This window comes from Peribacillus frigoritolerans (genome assembly GCF_001636405.1).
Classification (GTDB): Bacteria; Bacillota; Bacilli; order Bacillales; family DSM-1321; genus Peribacillus; species Peribacillus frigoritolerans.
Map to the genome: position 1 here is coordinate 3,096,144 of NZ_KV440950.1, position 19,638 is coordinate 3,115,781.

The 19,638-nt window shown below is 36.6% G+C and carries 16 protein-coding genes and 1 pseudogene; 14 read left to right on the top strand and 3 right to left on the bottom strand.

The window, feature by feature from the left end; translation table 11 throughout:
- Positions 1 to 43: 43 nt before the first annotated feature.
- The 10 genes and pseudogenes from A6755_RS14855 (at position 44) to A6755_RS14900 (ending at position 11,417) form a co-directional block, all read left to right on the top strand.
- The gene (locus tag A6755_RS14855; RefSeq protein ID WP_063591133.1) at positions 44 to 862 is read left to right on the top strand and encodes a methyltransferase domain-containing protein; all 819 of its coding nucleotides are present in this window, start codon (positions 44 to 46) and stop codon (positions 860 to 862) included.
- A gap of 672 nt (positions 863 to 1,534) precedes the next feature.
- Positions 1,535 to 2,230 carry a GntR family transcriptional regulator gene (locus tag A6755_RS14860; protein ID WP_084737774.1) on the top strand — a complete coding sequence of 232 codons (696 nt, stop codon included), beginning with the start codon at positions 1,535 to 1,537 and terminating at the stop codon, positions 2,228 to 2,230.
- Positions 2,223 to 3,139: pseudogene (locus A6755_RS14865) on the top strand (DMT family transporter). Before A6755_RS14860 ends, A6755_RS14865 begins: the two are co-directional and overlap by 8 nt.
- Before the next feature lie 787 nt (positions 3,140 to 3,926).
- The gene (locus A6755_RS14870; RefSeq protein ID WP_063591134.1) at positions 3,927 to 4,688 is read left to right on the top strand and encodes a glucose-1-phosphate cytidylyltransferase; all 762 of its coding nucleotides are present in this window, start codon (positions 3,927 to 3,929) and stop codon (positions 4,686 to 4,688) included.
- A 38-nt stretch (positions 4,689 to 4,726) separates the two neighbouring features.
- A complete protein-coding gene (locus tag A6755_RS14875; protein WP_063592568.1) occupies positions 4,727 to 5,701 on the top strand; it encodes a GDP-mannose 4,6-dehydratase in 975 nt (324 codons plus the stop codon).
- Between the two features lie 39 nt (positions 5,702 to 5,740).
- On the top strand, positions 5,741 to 6,835 hold the full coding sequence (gene rfbG, locus A6755_RS14880; protein ID WP_063591135.1) for a CDP-glucose 4,6-dehydratase: 1,095 nt from the start codon (positions 5,741 to 5,743) through the stop codon (positions 6,833 to 6,835).
- A 77-nt stretch (positions 6,836 to 6,912) separates the two neighbouring features.
- A complete protein-coding gene (locus tag A6755_RS14885; RefSeq protein WP_063591136.1) occupies positions 6,913 to 7,824 on the top strand; it encodes a hypothetical protein in 912 nt (303 codons plus the stop codon).
- Positions 7,825 to 7,870: 46 nt separating this feature from the next.
- A complete protein-coding gene (locus A6755_RS14890) occupies positions 7,871 to 9,115 on the top strand; it encodes a glycosyltransferase (RefSeq protein ID WP_084737782.1) in 1,245 nt (414 codons plus the stop codon).
- Between the two features lie 14 nt (positions 9,116 to 9,129).
- Positions 9,130 to 10,080, top strand: a complete 951-nt coding sequence (locus A6755_RS14895) for a phosphotransferase (RefSeq protein ID WP_063591137.1) — start codon at positions 9,130 to 9,132, stop codon at positions 10,078 to 10,080.
- Positions 10,081 to 10,187: 107 nt separating this feature from the next.
- Entirely contained in the window at positions 10,188 to 11,417 is a 1,230-nt protein-coding gene (locus A6755_RS14900) for a glycosyltransferase family 2 protein (RefSeq protein ID WP_063591138.1), read from the top strand.
- Between the two features lie 890 nt (positions 11,418 to 12,307).
- Here the strand turns inward: A6755_RS14900 and A6755_RS14905 are convergent.
- Positions 12,308 to 12,679 carry a cyclic-phosphate processing receiver domain-containing protein gene (locus A6755_RS14905; protein ID WP_063591139.1) on the bottom strand — a complete coding sequence of 124 codons (372 nt, stop codon included), beginning with the start codon at positions 12,677 to 12,679 and terminating at the stop codon, positions 12,308 to 12,310.
- A gap of 318 nt (positions 12,680 to 12,997) precedes the next feature.
- On the opposite strand from A6755_RS14905, the gene A6755_RS14910 reads away from it, so the two are divergent.
- Positions 12,998 to 13,177, top strand: a complete 180-nt coding sequence (locus A6755_RS14910) for a hypothetical protein (protein ID WP_063591140.1) — start codon at positions 12,998 to 13,000, stop codon at positions 13,175 to 13,177.
- 188 nt (positions 13,178 to 13,365) lie between these two features.
- On the opposite strand, the gene A6755_RS14915 is transcribed toward A6755_RS14910, so the two are convergent.
- On the bottom strand, positions 13,366 to 14,154 hold the full coding sequence (locus A6755_RS14915; protein WP_063591141.1) for a FadR/GntR family transcriptional regulator: 789 nt from the start codon (positions 14,152 to 14,154) through the stop codon (positions 13,366 to 13,368).
- 529 nt (positions 14,155 to 14,683) lie between these two features.
- On the opposite strand from A6755_RS14915, the gene A6755_RS14920 reads away from it, so the two are divergent.
- Together A6755_RS14920 and A6755_RS14925 are read left to right on the top strand one after the other, a co-directional pair.
- Positions 14,684 to 16,072 (top strand): FAD-binding oxidoreductase, encoded by a 1,389-nt coding sequence (locus tag A6755_RS14920; protein ID WP_063591142.1) that lies wholly within the window; start codon positions 14,684 to 14,686, stop codon positions 16,070 to 16,072.
- Between the two features lie 4 nt (positions 16,073 to 16,076).
- On the top strand, positions 16,077 to 17,051 hold the full coding sequence (locus A6755_RS14925; protein WP_063591143.1) for a bile acid:sodium symporter family protein: 975 nt from the start codon (positions 16,077 to 16,079) through the stop codon (positions 17,049 to 17,051).
- A gap of 93 nt (positions 17,052 to 17,144) precedes the next feature.
- Here A6755_RS14925 and A6755_RS14930 read toward each other — a convergent pair whose 3' ends face one another.
- Positions 17,145 to 18,176 carry an acyltransferase gene (locus A6755_RS14930; protein ID WP_063591144.1) on the bottom strand — a complete coding sequence of 344 codons (1,032 nt, stop codon included), beginning with the start codon at positions 18,174 to 18,176 and terminating at the stop codon, positions 17,145 to 17,147.
- 730 nt (positions 18,177 to 18,906) lie between these two features.
- Between A6755_RS14930 and A6755_RS14935 the strand changes: the two genes are divergently transcribed.
- Positions 18,907 to 19,548, top strand: coding sequence for a hypothetical protein (locus tag A6755_RS14935; protein ID WP_063591145.1), 642 nt, complete (start codon positions 18,907 to 18,909; stop codon positions 19,546 to 19,548).
- The last annotated feature ends 90 nt before the right edge of the window (positions 19,549 to 19,638 follow it).

Consider the following 19,638-nt stretch of genomic DNA (forward strand, 5'->3'; position numbering starts at 1 on the left):
AATTTGAAAACTGATAACTACATACAAATTCAGGGGAGAAAAGATGACAGATTATATTGAACTTTGGAAACAGGCAATGACAGATCATACAGGGAAGATACCTAACAGGCTAAAAGATGATGCTGCAGAAGAAGCTTTTTGGGCTTCCAAGGTTGCAATGAAAAAACAACATAAAGAGGACCCTTATGCAAAAATTGTGCAGCAAGAGTTATTGGCATTATTAAAACAGGAGGATCATGTATTGGAAATCGGCCCTGGATGGGGCAATTATACATTTGATATTGCAAAAGAGGTCAGGAAGCTAACTTGTATAGATAGTTCCAAAAGCATTATCAGTTTTTTGGAATCCCAGGCAAACGAAAAAGGTTTCGAAAACATGGAGTTAATTCATGATAAGTGGGAAAGTGATAACAAAAAAGTCAAATATGACGTAGTATTTGGTTTTAATTGTTATTACCGAATGAGTGATATCGGTCATACCTTATTAAAAATGAATGATTCTGCAGCTCGTATAGCGATAGTAGGTATGACAACCGGACCAGAAAAACCTCATTATATGGAATTGAAGCAACGAGGATATACGATCAATTTAAGAAGACGGGATTATATACACATCTTGAATGTTTTGTATCAACTTGGAATACTGGCGAACTGTAAGATCGTTAAATTGAAAAGTAAAAAAATCTATTCCACCTATGAAGAAGCGATCCGAGATAATACAACAAAAATTCTTGATGAACATTTTTCCTATGATGAAGTAAAAACGATCCTAAATAAATATGTGGCGGAAAAAGAAGGAGTTTTCGAATACGAATATCCGTTTCATGCAGCTTTGATGTATTGGAATCCAAGGTTAAAATAACAATTTTAGTACCTTTTTCTCTGGCCCTTCAGGAAAAAGGTATTTTTTCGGTTGGATATTCGCAAAATAATAGTAACAAGGCTACAAATATGCTGAAAAAACGGAGTGTGAATGATAAATGAAAGAAATATCCGAAAAGAGATTTTGTGAAACTTGTAAAAAAGAGACAGTTCATACAGTAACTGAGGATGCATTGGAAATAGAATATTCATGTAATGAATGCGGTAAGCACCAGGATATTTTCAAGACATTTTTTTAGAAACACAAATTTCACTTGAAAATGGTCAGTAAAGTGAAGAAGTATCCAATTCATTCGCGAAAAAAATATCCAATATTTGTTATTTCTGAAAGCGATAAACTGCAAATGCCGTTAGTCTCAATCTAGTGTACTAAGAATTTTATAATACAAACAATGGTATACAAAAAAATAGAACTTTATTTTTAATCAGTGAATCGTTGTAAATCTAAAGCTCGAGACTCATGGTAGAAGGATTACTTTCATCATCGTAAAGAAGTGTTTTTACTATGGAAGGATTCCCTTTTATTATGTGAAAAGATGCTTGATGTTTTATTAAAGGACCCAGATTTAAAATGTTCTATAATTCCTTCCAACGGCATGTAATATGTGATATATTGCATATTATATATCTGTATTTTAAGGAGGTATAGCCGTTGAAGCATTCATATTCTTCACAAAAAATTAAACGTACGTCTGTACGTGAAGAAGCATACATGATATTGCGGGATTGGATTGTCCAGGGGATCCTGACGCCAGGCCAACAATTACGCGACAAAGAATTAGCCGATCAATTGGGAGTAAGCAGAACCCCTATTAGAGAAGCACTTTTAAGGCTTGAGGATGAGGGATTTGTCGAGACCAAGCCGAGCCGTTCAACTATTGTTTCCCCTATTCGATTCGAAGGGGGATTAAACATATATTCCCTTGTTTGGACACTGGAAAAGCTGGCTATGGAACAGGCTTTTGATTTCATTGAAGAAAGACACTTAATGGAAATGGAAGCCATCAATCATGAAGTGAAAAACGCAATCGACGAGGGAAATCAAATAGTGGCCGTCCAGAAAGATAATGACTTTCATTCCATTTACATCAATCTTTCAACAAATGATGAGTTGAAGCGGATTCTATCGGGACTCAAACAAAAACTTATACGAATGGAACTGTTTTATTTCAATCAGGTAAGTGATGTTCACTTTTCCGTTGATGAGCATGATCAGATCATACAGGCAATCAGGGGGGGAAATCTCACTATGGTGCTTAAGGAGATAGAAAAGAATTGGAAAGAAAGTTACTTTAGAATTCAAGCCCATACGGAACGTGTAAAAAGTGGGAAAGAAAAAAATGAATAATGATACTTTAGTTGCTATATCACCTTCAAGAAATAAAGGGATTGCACTGGTACTGACTGGCGCTGCGTTATGGGGAGTGTCAGGAACGGCAGCTCAATATCTATTTCAGCAGCAAGGTTTCAGTCCTGAGTGGCTCACTGTTGTACGCTTGTTGCTTTCTGGAATCATTTTATTGGTGGTCGCTTACAAGAATGAAAGACTGAAAGTTTTTGAGATTTGGAAAACTAAAAATGATGCGCTTCAAATTATCCTTTTTGCCATTCTGGGCATGCTCGCTGTTCAATACACATATTTTGCAGCAATTGAACATGGCAACGCAGCCACTGCCACTGTCCTTCAATACTTGGCCCCGGCACTGATCACTTGTTATTTAGCCATTCGTTCCAAACGTTTTCCAAGCATTACGGTGAGCGTAGCTGTAATCATAGCGATTTTAGGCACTTTTTTGCTTGTGACGGGAGGAAGCATACGTACACTCTCCATTTCTGGGTGGGCAGTATTTTGGGGAGTAACATCAGCCTTTGCCTTGGCATTCTATACATTGCAGCCTTTTAAACTCCTTTCAAGATGGGGTTCAATGATTGTTGTGGGTTGGGGCATGTTGATTGGAGGCATATGCTTTAGCATGATCCATCCCCCATGGGCATTTGAAGGCAAATGGACGTTACCTTCATTTTCAGCGGTTTTATTCATCATCATTTCGGTACGATCATTGCTTTTTATTTTTATTTGGAAAGTACAAAATTCATATCTGCTTCAGAGGTAAGTTTATTGGCTTCCGTTGAGCCATTATCCGCAACCTTAATATCCGTTTTATGGTTGAATGTAACGTTCGGTTTTGCCGAGTGGCTCGGCACACTCTGCATTATAAGCACCATTACGATACTATCCATCGTAAAAAACAAGTAATGTCATTGTAAACCGGGGAAAATCTGCTGTAGTTTATTTTTACTTGGCGATAAAAAACCATAGTCTACACTATAAGGGGATGGCCCGAACATTAAAGAAAGCTTTATTAGCATGGGTTATATCCATACACTTCTTTAAAAAGCAATTACACTGCATGTGAATTGCTTTTTTTGTATCTTACGGGTTTTACGCATACATTGAGCCATTCAAAATTCGTTAATTAGACTGTTAAACTTATACAGCAACACTTATAGCCCATGTATTTCAACTAATAAAAGGAGAAATGGCATGGAAACCGAAATATAAATACGAGTATGGCCGCAATTTTTCAATGAAGTGAAATCATGAATTAATTCAATGAATACAGAATGGGCTTATTAAATAGCAATTGATCTTAAGACTAAAAATAGATCACAGACTGTTCGATTCCAATCAGGCTGTGATCTATTTTATTAACCTGCGTCCTATCTGTTATTGGAATGTCCTCAGTGAGAAAACTTTTATCGATTTAAGGCTGTTGTCGAGATGGTCTTACAATAAACTCATTAACGGTAACATCTTTAGGTTGATTCAAAGCAAAACAGAATCATTTCCGCTATACGGGTAGGACTAATCGCAAAAGCATCGTATAATTCTTCGAACGGGCCTTTCAAATCTGTGTCAGTAATAGTTTGCGTCTACCGACCCAAATTAATATATTATTGCTATAAATGGGGATAAGCCGTTAACAAGGATTACTTGACCGAATAAGATGAAAGAAAATGTAATGACAACAGGGGGGAAATACATGAAAGTAGTAATCCTATGTGGAGGAAAGGGTACAAGGATGAGTGAGTTGACAAATGATGTACCCAAACCATTAGCCCAAGTAGGAGGCAAGCCTTTGCTGTGGCATATCATGAAACTATATAAACATTATGGTTTTGATGATTTTATTTTATTGCTTGGATATAAAGGAGATCAGATAAAGGAATACTTTATGAATTATGATTGGAAAAATCATAATTTTACATTAGATACTTCTACCGGAAACATTCAATTGTTGCAACATCCAGAAAAATGGAAAATCACCTTTCTCGATACCGGCTTAGAGACCATGACGGGAGGCAGAATAAAAAGAGCAGAAGAATATATAGGAAACGATACCTTTATGCTTACCTATGCTGATGGATTGGCCAATATAAATTTATTGGAATTATTGAAATTCCATAAAGGCAATGGGGCAATTGCGACCGTAACAGGAGTAAATAAAATTAGTCAATATGGTATTTTAACTGTTAATAAAGGAATAGCAGAATCATTTGCTGAGAAATCACGGAGTGAAGGGATTATTAACGGAGGTTTTTTTGTATTAGAACCTAAAGTATTCGAATACTTAACCGATCATCCCAATTGCATTTTTGAAGAAGAACCCTTGAAAAATCTGACACTAGATCGTCAATTGGCAGTGTATCTTCATGAAGGATTCTGGATGGGAGCGGATACCTATAAAAACGTGTTAGAACTAAATGAAATGTGGAAGCAAGGTATGAATTCTTGGGCGAAGTAACGAATTAAGATGGAAGGCAAAGAATGTGAATGAATAGTATGAATCCATTTTGGAAGGATCGGAATGTTTTAGTTACAGGATGTACAGGCTTTCTGGGAAGGTATTTAGTAAATGAATTGACAAAATCAGGTGTAAATGTAACAGGACTTATTCGAGGGAAAGGTTTGAACTCCTCTTCTTTTCACGAGGACCTATGTTCAAACATCAACTATGTTCACGGAACATTAGCGGATCTCCCAATGATCCAAGAGGCACTGGAGAAATATGAAATAGATACTGTTTTTCATCTGGCTGCACAATCCATCGTGGGGACAGCGAATCAGAATCCAGTTCATACTTTTGAAACCAATATACGTGGTACATGGAACCTATTAGAAGCTTGCCGGCATCATCCGGTAAAAAGAATAATCATTACATCAAGTGAAAAATCATATGGTCATCATACACGAGTCCCACTTGATGAAACCTTCCCCCTACAAGGGAGACAACCATATGATGTTTCAAAAAGCTGTGCTGACCTAATAGCCCATACCTATTTTTATACTTACAAACTGCCTGTATGTATCACAAGATTCGGAAATGTATACGGGGGTGGAGATTTAAACTTTAATCGGATCATACCTCAAACCATCCGCTCTATTATTCATCATAAATCCCCCGTAATAAGGAGTGATGGCACTTTTGTTCGCGACTATTTCCATGTTGAAGATGCCATACATGCCATGATGCTATTGGCAGAAAAAATGGAGGAATTGGAGATTGCGGGAGAAGCGTTTAACTTCAGTAATGAAAAACCGTTAAGTGTATTGGATGTCGTAACTAAAATATTGACTGTTATGAATAGTGATTTGCATCCAATCATTCTAAAATTAGCAAACAACGAATCAAAACAGCAATTTCTGTCTGCCCAAAAAGCAGAAGAGGTATTAGGCTGGAAACCAATCTTTAGTTTTGATGTAGGTTTAAAGAGAACAATAGAATGGTATAAGGAATATTTCCGATTAGGAGAGTAGAATTGAACAATTTGAGGAATGAAAAGAAGGTGTTAGTTTATGAATAAAGATTTTTGGTATGGAAAAAAAGTACTTGTTACCGGTCATACCGGATTTAAAGGTTCCTGGTTATGTTTGTTGCTTTATTCATTAGGCGCTAAGGTAACAGGATATAGTATGAGGCCCCCAACTTCCCCCAGTTTATTCGAATTATGCCGTATCGACCAGCTGATACCTACCCGATATGCGGATATTAGGGACATCAACACATTACAATCCACTATTTTAGAACTAATGCCTGAAATTGTCATTCATATGGCAGCACAGCCATTAGTTAGAGCCTCCTACTTAAACCCAGTTGAAACCTATGAAATTAACGTAATGGGAACCGTTCACTTACTAGAAGCCGTCCGAAATGCCATCCACAAGGGCATTCCCATCAAAGCCGTGATTAACGTAACCACTGACAAATGCTATGGAAATAAGGAGTGGTTTTGGGGTTACCGGGAAAACGATGTGCTCGGCGGATATGATCCATATTCCAGCAGTAAAGCCTGCTCAGAATTAGTCACTGAAGCTTATCGAAAATCATTTTTTAATTTGGAGGATTATGAATCGCACGGAGTAGGGGTCGCAACTGCAAGAGCCGGTAACGTCATCGGCGGTGGTGATTGGGCGGTTGATCGCTTAATACCGGATTGCATTAAAACCTTGTTAAGGGGAGAAAAAATTAAAATTAGAAATCCTTATGCTATTCGGCCGTGGCAGCATGTCCTCGATCCGTTAAGTGGGTACCTATTATTGGTAGAGAAATTATATAGTGATGGAAAGCAATATTCCGAAGGCTGGAATTTTGGTCCAGACGATGATAGCGGAAAATCCGTTGAATGGGTTGTGAAGAGTCTTTGTTCCAAATGGGGAGAGGATGCCACATATGAAATTGAAAACGGACGTCATCTACATGAAGCCCATCAATTAAGACTCGATTGCTCAAAAGCGAAATTCAAATTGGGGTGGTATCCGAAATGGAATACCGAATGTGCAATTGACAAAGTCATTGAATGGACACAGGCCTATCAATCTAATTCTGACTTGATGGCTGTTTGCATGAAGCAGATTGATGAGTATCGTAATATTGATATGAAATCTATTTAACTCATAACATTCAAAATTTTTCAACTGTAGTTATATAGGAACTAATTTATCTTAAAAAAAGAAAATGAGGTGCTTCAATGGAAAATGTTTATTGTTCCATTTTATCGAAAGGCAGGGTATACCAATTCCTTGCCTTGGTTTTTTCCTTGCAAAAGATGTCAAAGGAGGATTTTGATCTATTCGCACTTTGCATTCAAGATGAGACGTATAACTTATTGGAAAAATTAAATATTAAAAATCTTCACGTCGTTCATGAAAAAGAACTTGGAGAAGAAGTTCTAGCTTTAAAAACAGAAAGAAAGATCCATGAATACTGTTGGACGTTAAAACCTATTTTTTTAGAACATCTTATGATGAAACATCATTCGGCAAGTCGATTAACCTATCTTGATTGTGATTTATATTTTTGGAATGACCCTTCCATTATATTCAAGAATCAACCAGATTGCTCGGTCCTATTGTCTCCGGAAGAAAAGTACAACCCCTCTTGGAGTCCCGGCTTTATGCATTATATGCAAAAAATAACGGGAGTTTATAACTCTGGATATATAAGCTTCAAAAAGGATGAATTTGGTCTATCTTGTTTGCAGTGGTGGAAAAAGAAATGCATTGAACGATGTGAAATTGTACCTAGTGAGGGGTTTTTTGGTGATCAGAAATATTTAGATCAAATGCCAAAGTTATTTTCCAATGTTTGTGATATCACAACACCAGGAGTCAATATCGGTATATGGAATGACCTGAAATTTCAATTCCATGAAGATGATGGTGCAGTTTATGTAAATAAAGATAGGCTTATCTTTTATCACTTTTGCGGTTTGAGAATTGTGAATAAAAATAAAATCGAGTTAATATTTAACCAGAAAAGTGTTCCATTTATCTTTGAGTATTATCAACAGAAGCTCCAGGAGGCAATCGATTTGGCAGAAAAAATTGATCCCCCTTTCAACGGATATGCATCTGAAGAAGATTTGAAACGGTATTGGTAGCTGAATGGGTACTCGCAATTTGTCAATAATGGCTTTGGATGTATAAATGATTCCCATCACAAATGAAGAAGGTGAAATGATGAAAGCAAGTATTATTATCCCATCCTATAATGCAAAGGAACGGTTATATTTAAACCTGCTCTCTCTATCGTACCAAGACTACCCACATCAGGATTTTGAAGTGATTGTGATCGACAATGGATCAACAGATGACACGATTGATATGCTATCTAAATTCGAAGCAAAATTCCCTCTTATAACATTACGAGTGGATCAGAATAGGGGAATCGCCTATGGGAGGAACCTAGGCATATTAAAGGCTAACGGAGATATTCTGATTTTTCATGATAGTGATATGATCGCGTCAAAAGATTATGTAAGAAAGCATATCGAGGCACATCAAGAAAAAAACAAGGTGGTTTGTGGATTATGTTGGCTGAGAATATACAGTTTTTATTATGAAAATTTTAAATCCTTTCACCAACAGCTATTTAAAAGGTTAAACAACCCATATACTGGGGTTCAACAAGTAAACGATATTGTCTATCAACTAATATCTGAAAAACAGATCAAAGACGGCTCGTTTATGAACTATAGCTTCGAATTTGATAACGTTATTCTCTTTTCCTATTTAAAACAAACCCTTCAAACGTATAAGGAGAATTTAACGGGTTACCATTTTCCATGGAGGTATTTTCTAACAAATAACGCTTCAGTTGAACGAAAAAGGGTTTTGGAAATTGGTTTATTTGATGAAAAAAATGCAAATTGGGGATTTGAGGACTTTGACTTAGGCTATAGGCTCTACAAATCCGGTAGTGAATTTTCTGTCAGACACGATATTATAAGCGCACATCAAGAACATGAGCGAAATTATACGACCAAAGAAATTAAAGCAAGTACTGATTACTGGTTTGAAAAATATAATGAAATTGATTATATAGATATGCTTTTAAGCCTGCTATTTGACATCGCTTCTATTTTTCCACCCATGGAACCCATTATCGAATCAACGCATTTAAACAGTTTGATGGAAGAAATATACGAAATACGTAAACTCTCAAAGTACAGTGATCTATTAGATTTTTTTCGGGAAATGCTACAAATAGCCAAAAAGAAATATTTGAAACAAGAGGATCAAATTCAATTAAATGATTTGGGTAAAAGTATAGATTTTAATATTGTTTTCCAAAAGGTAAACGAAATTCATGAAAAATTTGGCATGATTCATTTTTATAACGCCTTTTTTGCATTAAATAATTATATTTCAAATAGTTTTTCGACAAAGTGAAAGGGGTTTTCAACATGGACTTTCCATTAGGCGACCTCCAATCAATATGCAGGGAATTTGGAATTGGAGATCTGATAGCAGTTGAAGGCCGCCTTGGTGGGTTTGTAAATACGAATTTAAAAATCAAAACAAAAAAAGGCCTTTTTGTCATTCGAATCTATAGAGAAAAGTTTGATCCACAACGTATTCACTATGCACATGATATCATTTCGATTCTCCGTTCATCCAATGTACCAGCATTAATGCCTATACAAAATAAATTTGAAAACTATTTTTCAACATACAATGAACATTTTATAGAAGTTACTCCGTTCGTACAGGCTAATCATTTCCAGTGGATTCCAAACCAAGCCTACTTCAGCGGCATCATGCTGCGAAAAATGCACCAAACACTAATGCATGTTAAAAAAGATCCTCCACCAAGAAAGTCTATATACGATTATTACAATTGGAGTGTGTTGGACGATATGTCTAAATTACAGCCACTTTACAACTGGACGAATCAGAACATATTGGAAATCTATCAAATAAATGAATTGATTCTGAATAATTCCCGAAATTTAGAAAGCGCTTCCATAGATCTACCTACAACGATTTTACATGGCGATTGGCACCCCGGGAATCAGCTTTACCAAAAAAACAGTGAAGTGTGCTGTATATTGGACTTCGATTCGATTCAGCGAGGGGAATGTGTCTTTGATGTGGCCTACGCACTTTATTTTTACTTATTAAAAGATAAAAGCGAAGCATTTGGGAAGCCTTTTTTGCAAGGTTATGGCGCATTATCTGAACAAGAACAAATGGTACTCCCTGTTATGATTGCTAAACTTGGATTGTTTTTTGGGAGTTTTATTAATAAAGGGGATTTAGAGTTTTCAAAGCAAAAGGAATTAGTGGAATGGGTACTCTCCCATGAAGGTATCAAAACGCTGCAAGATATGGTCAGACCGGATATTGCACGCTAACACTGGAATTTTGCTTAATCTTAAACTAGTACATCCCAATTGACATTATCCTTTTTGTTTTGTCATTTTGTTAGGATTTATAAGCTACATTAGCGAGGTGTACCTGTGTGAAAGCAAGTATTATTATTCCGTCTTACAATGCATGTGAACGTCTTTATTATAATCTGCTATCCCTAAATCTTCAGGACTATCCCCATGAGCAATTTGAAGTCATTGTCATCGATAATGGTTCTACTGACAGTACTGCCAAAATGCTATCGGAATTTTCAGCGAGTTTCCGACTTGAAACTGTTAGAGTAGCTGAAAATAAAGGTATTGCATATGGAAGAAACCAGGGTATTTCAAAAGCGACAGGAGATATACTCATTTTTCATGACAGTGATATGATTGCTGAGAAAAATTTTGTCAGAAAACATTTGGAAGCACATCATAATGAGAATACGGTAGTTTGCGGGTTCATTTGGAAGGAGATTTTCACCTATTATTACAAAAATTTTGAGGATTTCAGAATCTCCGAATTTGATAAAGTAAAAGATCGATTTCACTACCAATCCAAGGATTTCGATCAAGATATACTTCAATTGATTCCTCCAGAAAAGATCACCGATGGCAGTTTCATAAAATATAGCTTCGGAAAAGAAACGCCCTTTATCGATTCTTTAGAAAAAGTCATTCAAGAATTTGGATCAGACCTAAAACGATACCATTTGCCTTGGAGGTTTTTTATCACCAATAATTCATCAGCACCTAGAAAAAAAGTAATAGAAGTCGGCATGTTTGATGAAAAGATTGTGAATTGGGGTTTTGAGGACTATGACCTTGGGATTCAGCTATATAAGTCTGGTTGTAAATTTAAACTCTCGAATATTGTAAACGTCCATCAGGCACATCCAAAAAATTACATGAAAGGTGAGGCCCTTAAAAGCTTTGAATATATATGTAATAAGTATAACGATATTAGGCATATTGATATTGTTCTCGCTTGCATATGCACATTTTTGCGTGGTTCCCTATCCATTGACGAAAAAGGGTTGAACCATATCGTGGAAGATCTTTATATTCTTCAAGAAATAGGTAAATACAATAGACTGTTGAGTTATTATCTAGAACTCCTCCAAATGAAAAGGAAATCCTATTTTAAAATGGGAGATAAAAAATTAAAAGAAGCGCCAAGTGCTGGCATGGAGGAAAGTGAACTAGAGCAGCAGATCAATGAATTGTTGGAAACATATGAAATACGACATTTTGCACATGCACTTTTAGCCTTGCGAAGGGATTTAAAAAGGAATTTAACAGAAGGAGACAGAAGTTTTAGAGGGCACTATAAATCCGAATAAGGTAAAGGTTGACTAGTAAAGTGATTATGTCATTTTCCATATCTGATCAAAGAGAGGGCACTACGCTCTCTTTTTCGCATGATTGCCGGGTGTAAGATCACGGAGGGCACGCGTAGATTACTGGTCCTTTGTTCGAACTTATATGATCTAAGTTAGAACTAAACCTGTTTCTCCGTTTTCGGTGGAAAAGAACGGTGTTCCTAGCAGCTTTAATTTATCTTCAGATATTCCTACTCCTGTATCAACTCACTTTTATATGAATCTCTCCATTTTTATAATAATGTTCAATTCTAATTTTCCCCTTGCCTTGAAATTCATCCATTGCCTCAATTGCATTCTTCAACAAGTTAAAAAAGGGTTTTAGGAATAAATTACTCTTTCTAAATTTCTCTCTGTATCACTTAGAGCCCATTCTATTTCCACCTTATAAAGTTTTTCTTGGAATAAAAACAAAATAGAAGCTAACCCCTTACATAAATCACTGGGAACAAAGGGTTCCTCATGTAAATCGGTTTAGAAACGTGTAATAGATTTTGCAGAGCTTCTAATGCTTTTTTCTAATTTAGCTTCTATCGTATCAAAATAAGGATGAGTTTAGCTCTTTATTTATAAAAAACTATAACTAAATAATTTTGATATTTTCTTATCCAACACAGGGGTTCGATTGATACATATTCAGGTGTAGCTAAGTTAAAATTTATTAGTCAAAGAAAAAATACAAAAGGGCACCTCTAAAGTTGCCCTTTCGAACTATTATTTACTACTGTCCATTGGGAATTAAAGTAAATTAAGGTATTTATATGATTCTGAATCCAATTTTACCAATCCAATAAACTGGCTTAAAAAAGAATAATCATGGATGAAATGTAACAGAGAGGTAGCGAGTTAGTTTACCTTATTTCTATATAATGTTGCAGAACCCTTGGAGGGAAGAATTTGAGGGGCAATGGTCGTAAGGATACGATAATGGCAGGGGGCATAGTTAAATTCCGTTGTGCTTGCTTTAAACAGTTGTACATCGCTTTACCGCCAACTGAATTGGCAGAGTGAATAGTAATGCGATTAGCAAATAGTTTTTCTTTCACCATCATTTGAACAAGCATAGAACCATTCCTGGTTTTATTTAATAAATCATGGTCCAAAGAGAGATGTTCAATATCAAAGTTTTGCAATAGCTCTAAACATTCGTCAATAGTCTCGACTAACACATAGCCATCGGGTGCTTTCCGATAGTCATCCAAAAAAACGCTGATTTTCTCCATTTCCTTCACTCCTTTGCTTATGCAAGTGTGACTAAGAAAAGTCAATTAAACCCAAGAAAATATATGGTTTTATCTTTTAAGTCTAACACAATAAGGTAAGAAGGGGGCATATTCGACGTTTAATACTACTATACGACAGCCTTTTTAATAAATATTCTATATAATGATCGTCGTGTTCTTCAACTAACGGACCTTTACTATAAGAAGGAACTGTTACTGAGCAATCCCTTGTGAATATAGTACAAAACATCCACTTATAAGTTAACGATTGTAATAATTTGGGTAAAAGGTAATATCTTGATTAAAAGGAGAAGTGATATGTTACATCCAGACGAGATTTACCTTATATTAAGGGACAAAACGCTGCTGTTGGAGTTAAAGGAACAAATTAATGACTATCATATTTCCTACTTATCAATGATTAATGAACAGCTTTCATTGATTGATAATGCTTTAAAAGTATATAACATTGATTCCTTCACTATGTCAAAAGGATAAAACCAACATTTACTTATATAGGGGATCAATTTTTTAACTATAATTAACCAGCTTAGCGCCCTCTGAGAAAGGCGCTTTTTTTATTGGGCAAAATAGTGTCAATTAATAGGCCAAGGTTAAAAAATCACTTAGTTGATAATTTTAGAGTTGTAATTCCATATTGGGTTAATCATATTGCAAGCGGAACTTTATTTTTCACCTACAGCATTGTGAGGCTGGTCTTTTTCATTTGGATAAGCAGCAATTTTTGCTTCTTCTCTAATGCTTTCAAGTGTAGCCGCAGCCATCTGCTCTCTAATGCGAATGATATGGGCATTCATTAGTTGCTTGGCTTTGTCCGCGTCCTTTAATGCGATGGAATAGTAGATTTCTTTATGTTCTTGAAGCGTTTCTTGAAAATGACCTGGTTTTGCGAAACGATGCCGTCTGGTGGCACGAATCGTATTTTTCATTTGGTCACTTAGAGTATGAACCAATCCAGCATATATGGAATTATTTGTGGCTTGTGCAATACTATGGTGAAAAAGCAGATCTGCTCGCAAGCCTAATTCTTCATCATGTTCCGAGCGTGCCATTTCTTCTAGAGCCTTAAGGATATTTTGTAAATCAAGAGAGTTTGCTCTTTGCGCAGCAAGAAAAGCACACTCCGTTTCAATTACTCGACGGACTTCAAGCATTTCATAGACCATGTTGTCCTCAGCCTTGATGATTGAAGTGGATAGCTGTTCGATTAGTGACTGAACGTCAGATTGTCTGATAAATGTTCCATCACCTGGTCTAATCTCAATGACTCCGTTAACCTCCAATACTCGAAGGGCTTCCCTGATTGATGTTCGACTCACTTTAAAACGGTTGGATAATTCGCGTTCAGGCGGTAATTTATCTCCAGGTTTCAATTCACCGCTATTAAAAGATTCCTTAATTTGATTGAAGATCATTTCGTATACTTTGGGAGATTTAACTGGTATTGAATCCATTACTTTCTTCACATCCTTCCATGACAACCCTAACAACATGCTGGTACGACTATTAGTGGAATCATTCTAACAAGCATTCATTTATGAAGCAAGGGGATAATCAGCAATATTAAAATTAAAATAAATAACTGTTGAAACAATCTGATATTTTAATTGGTTAGACCAATATTGTAAAAATATAATGTCTAAATTCAATCAAATTACGTTCACATAGCTATTAAAGGTCATTTGGGTTTTGTCATAAGGATGAAAATCCCCTATAAATATTGAGAATAAAGCATTTTTTTATGGGGAAAAGTATAAAACGGATAATTGTTGAAAAAGTCAAAAAATTTAGTATAATGTAAATTGGTTAGACCAATTATCCGATAAAATGGAAACGATATCTTATTAAGCTATTAAAGAGAGGGAAACCATCTCTTGATACTACAGTTGAAGAATTGTAGTAGAAACTAATTCTTGATATAGGTGCGACCAAAGTTTTTGATATGACAAAAACGGATGTTATAGCAGAAAGAAGGAGAATAGAATGGAAGCGGCTAGTGTAAATTTAATCAACGATTTAAAGCAAATCCTTTTGGAAAGTCAAGTAACGGAAAACCAGACAGTAAGAGAATTGCATGGCAGAGATGAATCCTATCATGCTGTAAGTCTTCCTGATATCGTTGTATTTCCGGAAACAGCACAGCAAGTCAGTGAAGTTGTGAAATTGGCAAATAAGTACAAAATTCCGATGGTTCCTTTTGGATTGGGATCAAGCCTCGAGGGACATGTCATACCATACAACCATGGCATAACTATTGATTTTTCACTAATGAATAAAATCCTGGAAGTGCGTGAAAACGATTTTCTCGTAAAAGTTCAGCCTGGCGTAACGCGTTCGCAACTAAACAAAGAATTGAAAAAATACGGTTTGTTTTTTTCCGTTGACCCGGGAGCTGATGCTACTCTTGGCGGAATGGCGGCAACAAATGCCAGTGGAACGACATCAGTTAAATATGGTGTGATGCGTGATCAAGTCCGTGATCTTGAAGTGGTACTTGCAGATGGTTCGATTATACATACTGGCAATTTGGCCGCTAAATCGTCATCAGGCTACCATCTAAACGGCCTTTTTGTTGGATCAGAGGGAACGCTTGGCTGCTTTACGGAATTGACGTTAAGAGTTTACGGAATTCCTGAGCACGTTATGGCGGCAAGGGCATCATTTCCGACATTGACCAATGCGGTGGAAGCTGTTGTATCCATTTTGCAGTCAGGTGTTCCAATAGCAAGGGTGGAACTTGTCGATGAACCATCAATGAAACAGGTTAACCTTTATAGTGATACAAGCTATAACGAAGCGCCTACACTATTTTTGGAGTTTCATGGCAATGAAGCCGGGTTGAAGCAAGACGTAGAGTTCACTAAGGAAATAGTAGCTGAACATAATTGTCTCGATATTGAATTTGAAACAGATAATGCTGCCAGGAACCGCCTATGGGAAGCTCGCCATAATCTTGCCTATGCTTATATTCATGGCAATCCTGGGAAAAAACTGATGGTGACTGATGTCTGCCTTCCGATTTCAGAGCTGTCCGGTGCCATTCACCACGCAAGGGAAGCTGTTGATCTCCTTGGCCTTACCGGTGGGATCGTCGGCCATGTAGGCGACGGGAACTATCACGTACTTTTAATGATCGATAACAATAATCAAGAAGAGATTAAAAGAGCTGAAAAGCTAAATGAACAAATTGTCATGTATGCCCTTGAGCGTAAGGGAACATGTACAGGCGAACATGGTGTTGGGGTCGGTAAACAAAAATATCAGATAAAAGAACATGGGGACGCCCTGTTTGTGATGGAAAAAATCAAAGTGGCCCTTGATCCAGATAATTTATTAAATCCAAATAAAATATTAATGCTAGAAAGAGTGTGATGGAATGAAAGTATTAGAAGCATTAAGCGCAGTAGCCGGAAAATATTTTGCTGTTTGGGTTATCTTAATATCCGTCATTGCCTTCATTTTTCCTGAGCCATTTTTGGGATTGGGGGGATTCATTACAATATTGCTTGGCGTTGTCATGTTTGGAATGGGGCTCACTTTGAAGGCAGTTGATTTTAAAATCATCATTACTAAACCACTGCCCGTGATAATTGGAGTTTGCGCCCAGTTTATCATCATGCCAATTGTGGCATTCCTAATTGCGAAACTCATGAATTTACCAGCCGAATTAGCTGCAGGTCTGGTATTGCTTGGCTGTGTACCAGGCGGAACAGCCTCTAACGTGATGGTATATCTTGCAAAAGGGAATGTACCTTTATCGATAGCTATGACTTCGGTATCAACTTTACTGGCACCAATCATGACACCGCTGCTTCTGCTTTTGCTGGCAGGACAATGGATGCCGGTTGATTTTTTTGATATGTTTAAGTCCATTGTACAAGTCATCCTTCTTCCGATTGTTTTAGGATTGGCCATTAAGCGGTTTTTCCCAGTAGCAGTTGAAAAAAGCCTGACCGTTTTACCACTTATTTCGGTAGCAGCCATCATTACTATTGTAAGCGCAGTAGTCTCAGGCAACGCAGCTAGCATTGCTGCTTCCGGGTTCCTTATTTTTACTGCCGTGATGCTTCATAACGGATTTGGGCTACTTTTGGGTTACTTAGCAGCAAAAGTGCTTGGACTTGATGAAGTGAATAGAAGAGCGATTTCGATTGAAGTGGGCATGCAGAACTCCGGGTTAGGTGTTGCGCTTGCCACTGCACATTTCGGCCCGCTGGCAGCCCTCCCAAGCGTCCTGGCTGCTGCATGGCACAACATATCCGGACCAATTCTCGCGACTTACTGGTCAAAAAAACATGCTGGCGACAGTATAGAGGAAGCGCCAGTTCATCCGGCGGAGACCAAGCTTTAATTATATGTAGACAGCAAAAAAGATCCCTTACTTCAGCAGGGATTTTTTTGCTGTCTACAAAACCCTGCACTAAGTAAGGGTTTTAACTTTCCACTAATTGCTTGTTACCATTTTGCTTAAACGCCTTTTGAAATATTGAAGCAGGTCATAAGAAATGTAAGACATCGTAATTATAAGGAGTGTCTCAAGTAGTTTTAAGAAAAGATTGTCAGCTATATGATCCATTCTTAGTGCCGATATAATTAAATCAAAAATCTCGATGAAGACTACATGAACAATGTATATCCCCAGGGCTCTTCCTCCTACTTTAGTAATGAACAAATCCTTCCCCAATGTTTTATTATTCAATGCAAATAAAAAAAGAAATGCAGTTAAAAAAATGGTAGAAATAAAATATTCCCCATGACTTCCCAATAATATCTTTTCTAATAAGTATCCTTCTACCACTTGGATAGTAAAGAAGATAAAAATTAAAGATAAATTGGTTTTGGCTGTTATTGCTCCCGACTTTTTAAAGAATTTATCATCCGCAAAGAAGAATCCCAAAGTTGTATAAAAAAGACCAATGAATAAAGCATCCCGTGTACTCAGTGGAAGATCATAGAACGCCGAATACGATTGTCCGAAAAGACCAAACAAGTTGAATATTAAGCTAATGGTTAAAAGAAGCCTTGCTTTTTTAAATTTAGAAAAACCGAATAGAATGATAACACTCCAAATTAATGCGGTTAAAAACCACAATTGGTATCCGCTAGTCCCAGTTCCGTAATATATAAGGTCAAGAAAAGAAAAATGATTAATGTATTGCGCAAATTCCTTTGGTACATCGGCAGCATCTTTATAAAGAATTAGAACATCATACATCATATAAAAGAAGAGCCAGCACAAATACAGTTTCAAGATTTTTATAATATACCTTTTAAAATAATCAAAGGAATCCCTTTTATGTATCATCTTTTGACCGAACAAATAACCAGATGCAGTAAAGAAGAATGGCACCGCAAACCTTGAGAAGTTATCGAGAATAAATAGACCAATTTGGCTATCCCTAGGGAATACATGAATGACGACAACAGATAATATGGCAAAAAATTTAATAAAGTCAATCGCGTTATTTCTTTCCATTTGTTCACCCTTTTCATAACACTTTTACTATCATTGGTTATTCCCTATATTATGTACACCAAAGAAAAATTTATTTTTTTCTTTCTGATTCCAATTACAAGATACTGTAAGACTTAATTAATGAACAGCTAATCGTTCAGGAGGGTGGACTGTTTGTAGTAGTAGCTTCACTATACGGATAGTAATCATTTGAATGCCTATGTTCTTGTTAAACTGGCTCTTATAGAAAAAAAACTATTATCAAGCCTTTTGACTAAGGGAAATGAAGGGACTTTCTGATTGCAACTTGCAAATTGATATTTAATTATCATTGCTTGGAGCACTGCACACATGCTGGAGCATAAGTCCTGCTGATATATTAAAAACATTTAATTTTTGCTGCTCTAGAATGCTTAATAGTTTTGGTAAGACAATGGGATGAAGGGGGAGGAGGCGTTCTTATTTTCTACTTTCTCTATTAACTTGCCCCTTTGCGTCTCATTCCTGAATTTTCAAGTAATTCAAACATTGATTCATCATATTTCAAGCACCGATGCGACGTAGTTGTGTCTGTGTATTAATATCATGATTGATGACCCGATTTTATACAAAACAGCTTACATTGGACGATGTGAGTCCAACTAATTCCACTTTAATATAAACATGGTAAGTACAAGCAATTTTATGCATATAAAAATCGCATATATCAATAATAAAAAGGAACTTTTTAACTTTGGGAGGAGATGGTTTTATGAAAAAATTATTGTTGATGGGATTTATTTTATTATTTCCTCTAAACATGGTGGCCGGAACAACTAGCGCATACGCTAAGCCACAGGAACAACGTATTAGCCAATCTGAGGTAAACTTCGAAAATGAATTCAGAAGACTTTGGATTGATCATGTATTATGGACAAGTAATTATATAACAAGTGCAACCACCGCTGGAGCGGAGGATCAAACACAGGTACTGGCTAGACTTCTAAAGAATCAGGAGGATATTGGTAATGCTGTAAAGCCAGTATACGGAGAGAAAGCTGGTAACAAACTTACGGATCTGCTTAAGGAGCATATTGTTATTGCGGGAAAGATTGTAGATGCGGCTAAAAGTGGAAATGATGCCTTGGTGGAACAGCTAAACAAAGAATGGTATAGAAATGCTGATGAAATTGCAGCTTTCCTTAGCAGTGCCAACCCCCATTTAAAAAATGAAGATCTAAAAAATTCCCTGTATATGCACCTGAAATTAGTGACAAATGATTTATCTGCAAGCTTAGCAAAAGATTGGAACGCAAGAATCGCTGCAATAGACGAAGGGGTCACACATATAATCTTAATGGCAGATACTATCACTGCGGGAGTTATAAAGCAGTTTCCGGATAAGTTTAAATAATAATCTTAAGAATCCTCCAGCAATCTGTTGGAGGATTCTTACTCCTCTAGTGAGTAACCAAAACCACCACGTTCAGTAAATCGGAAAAAG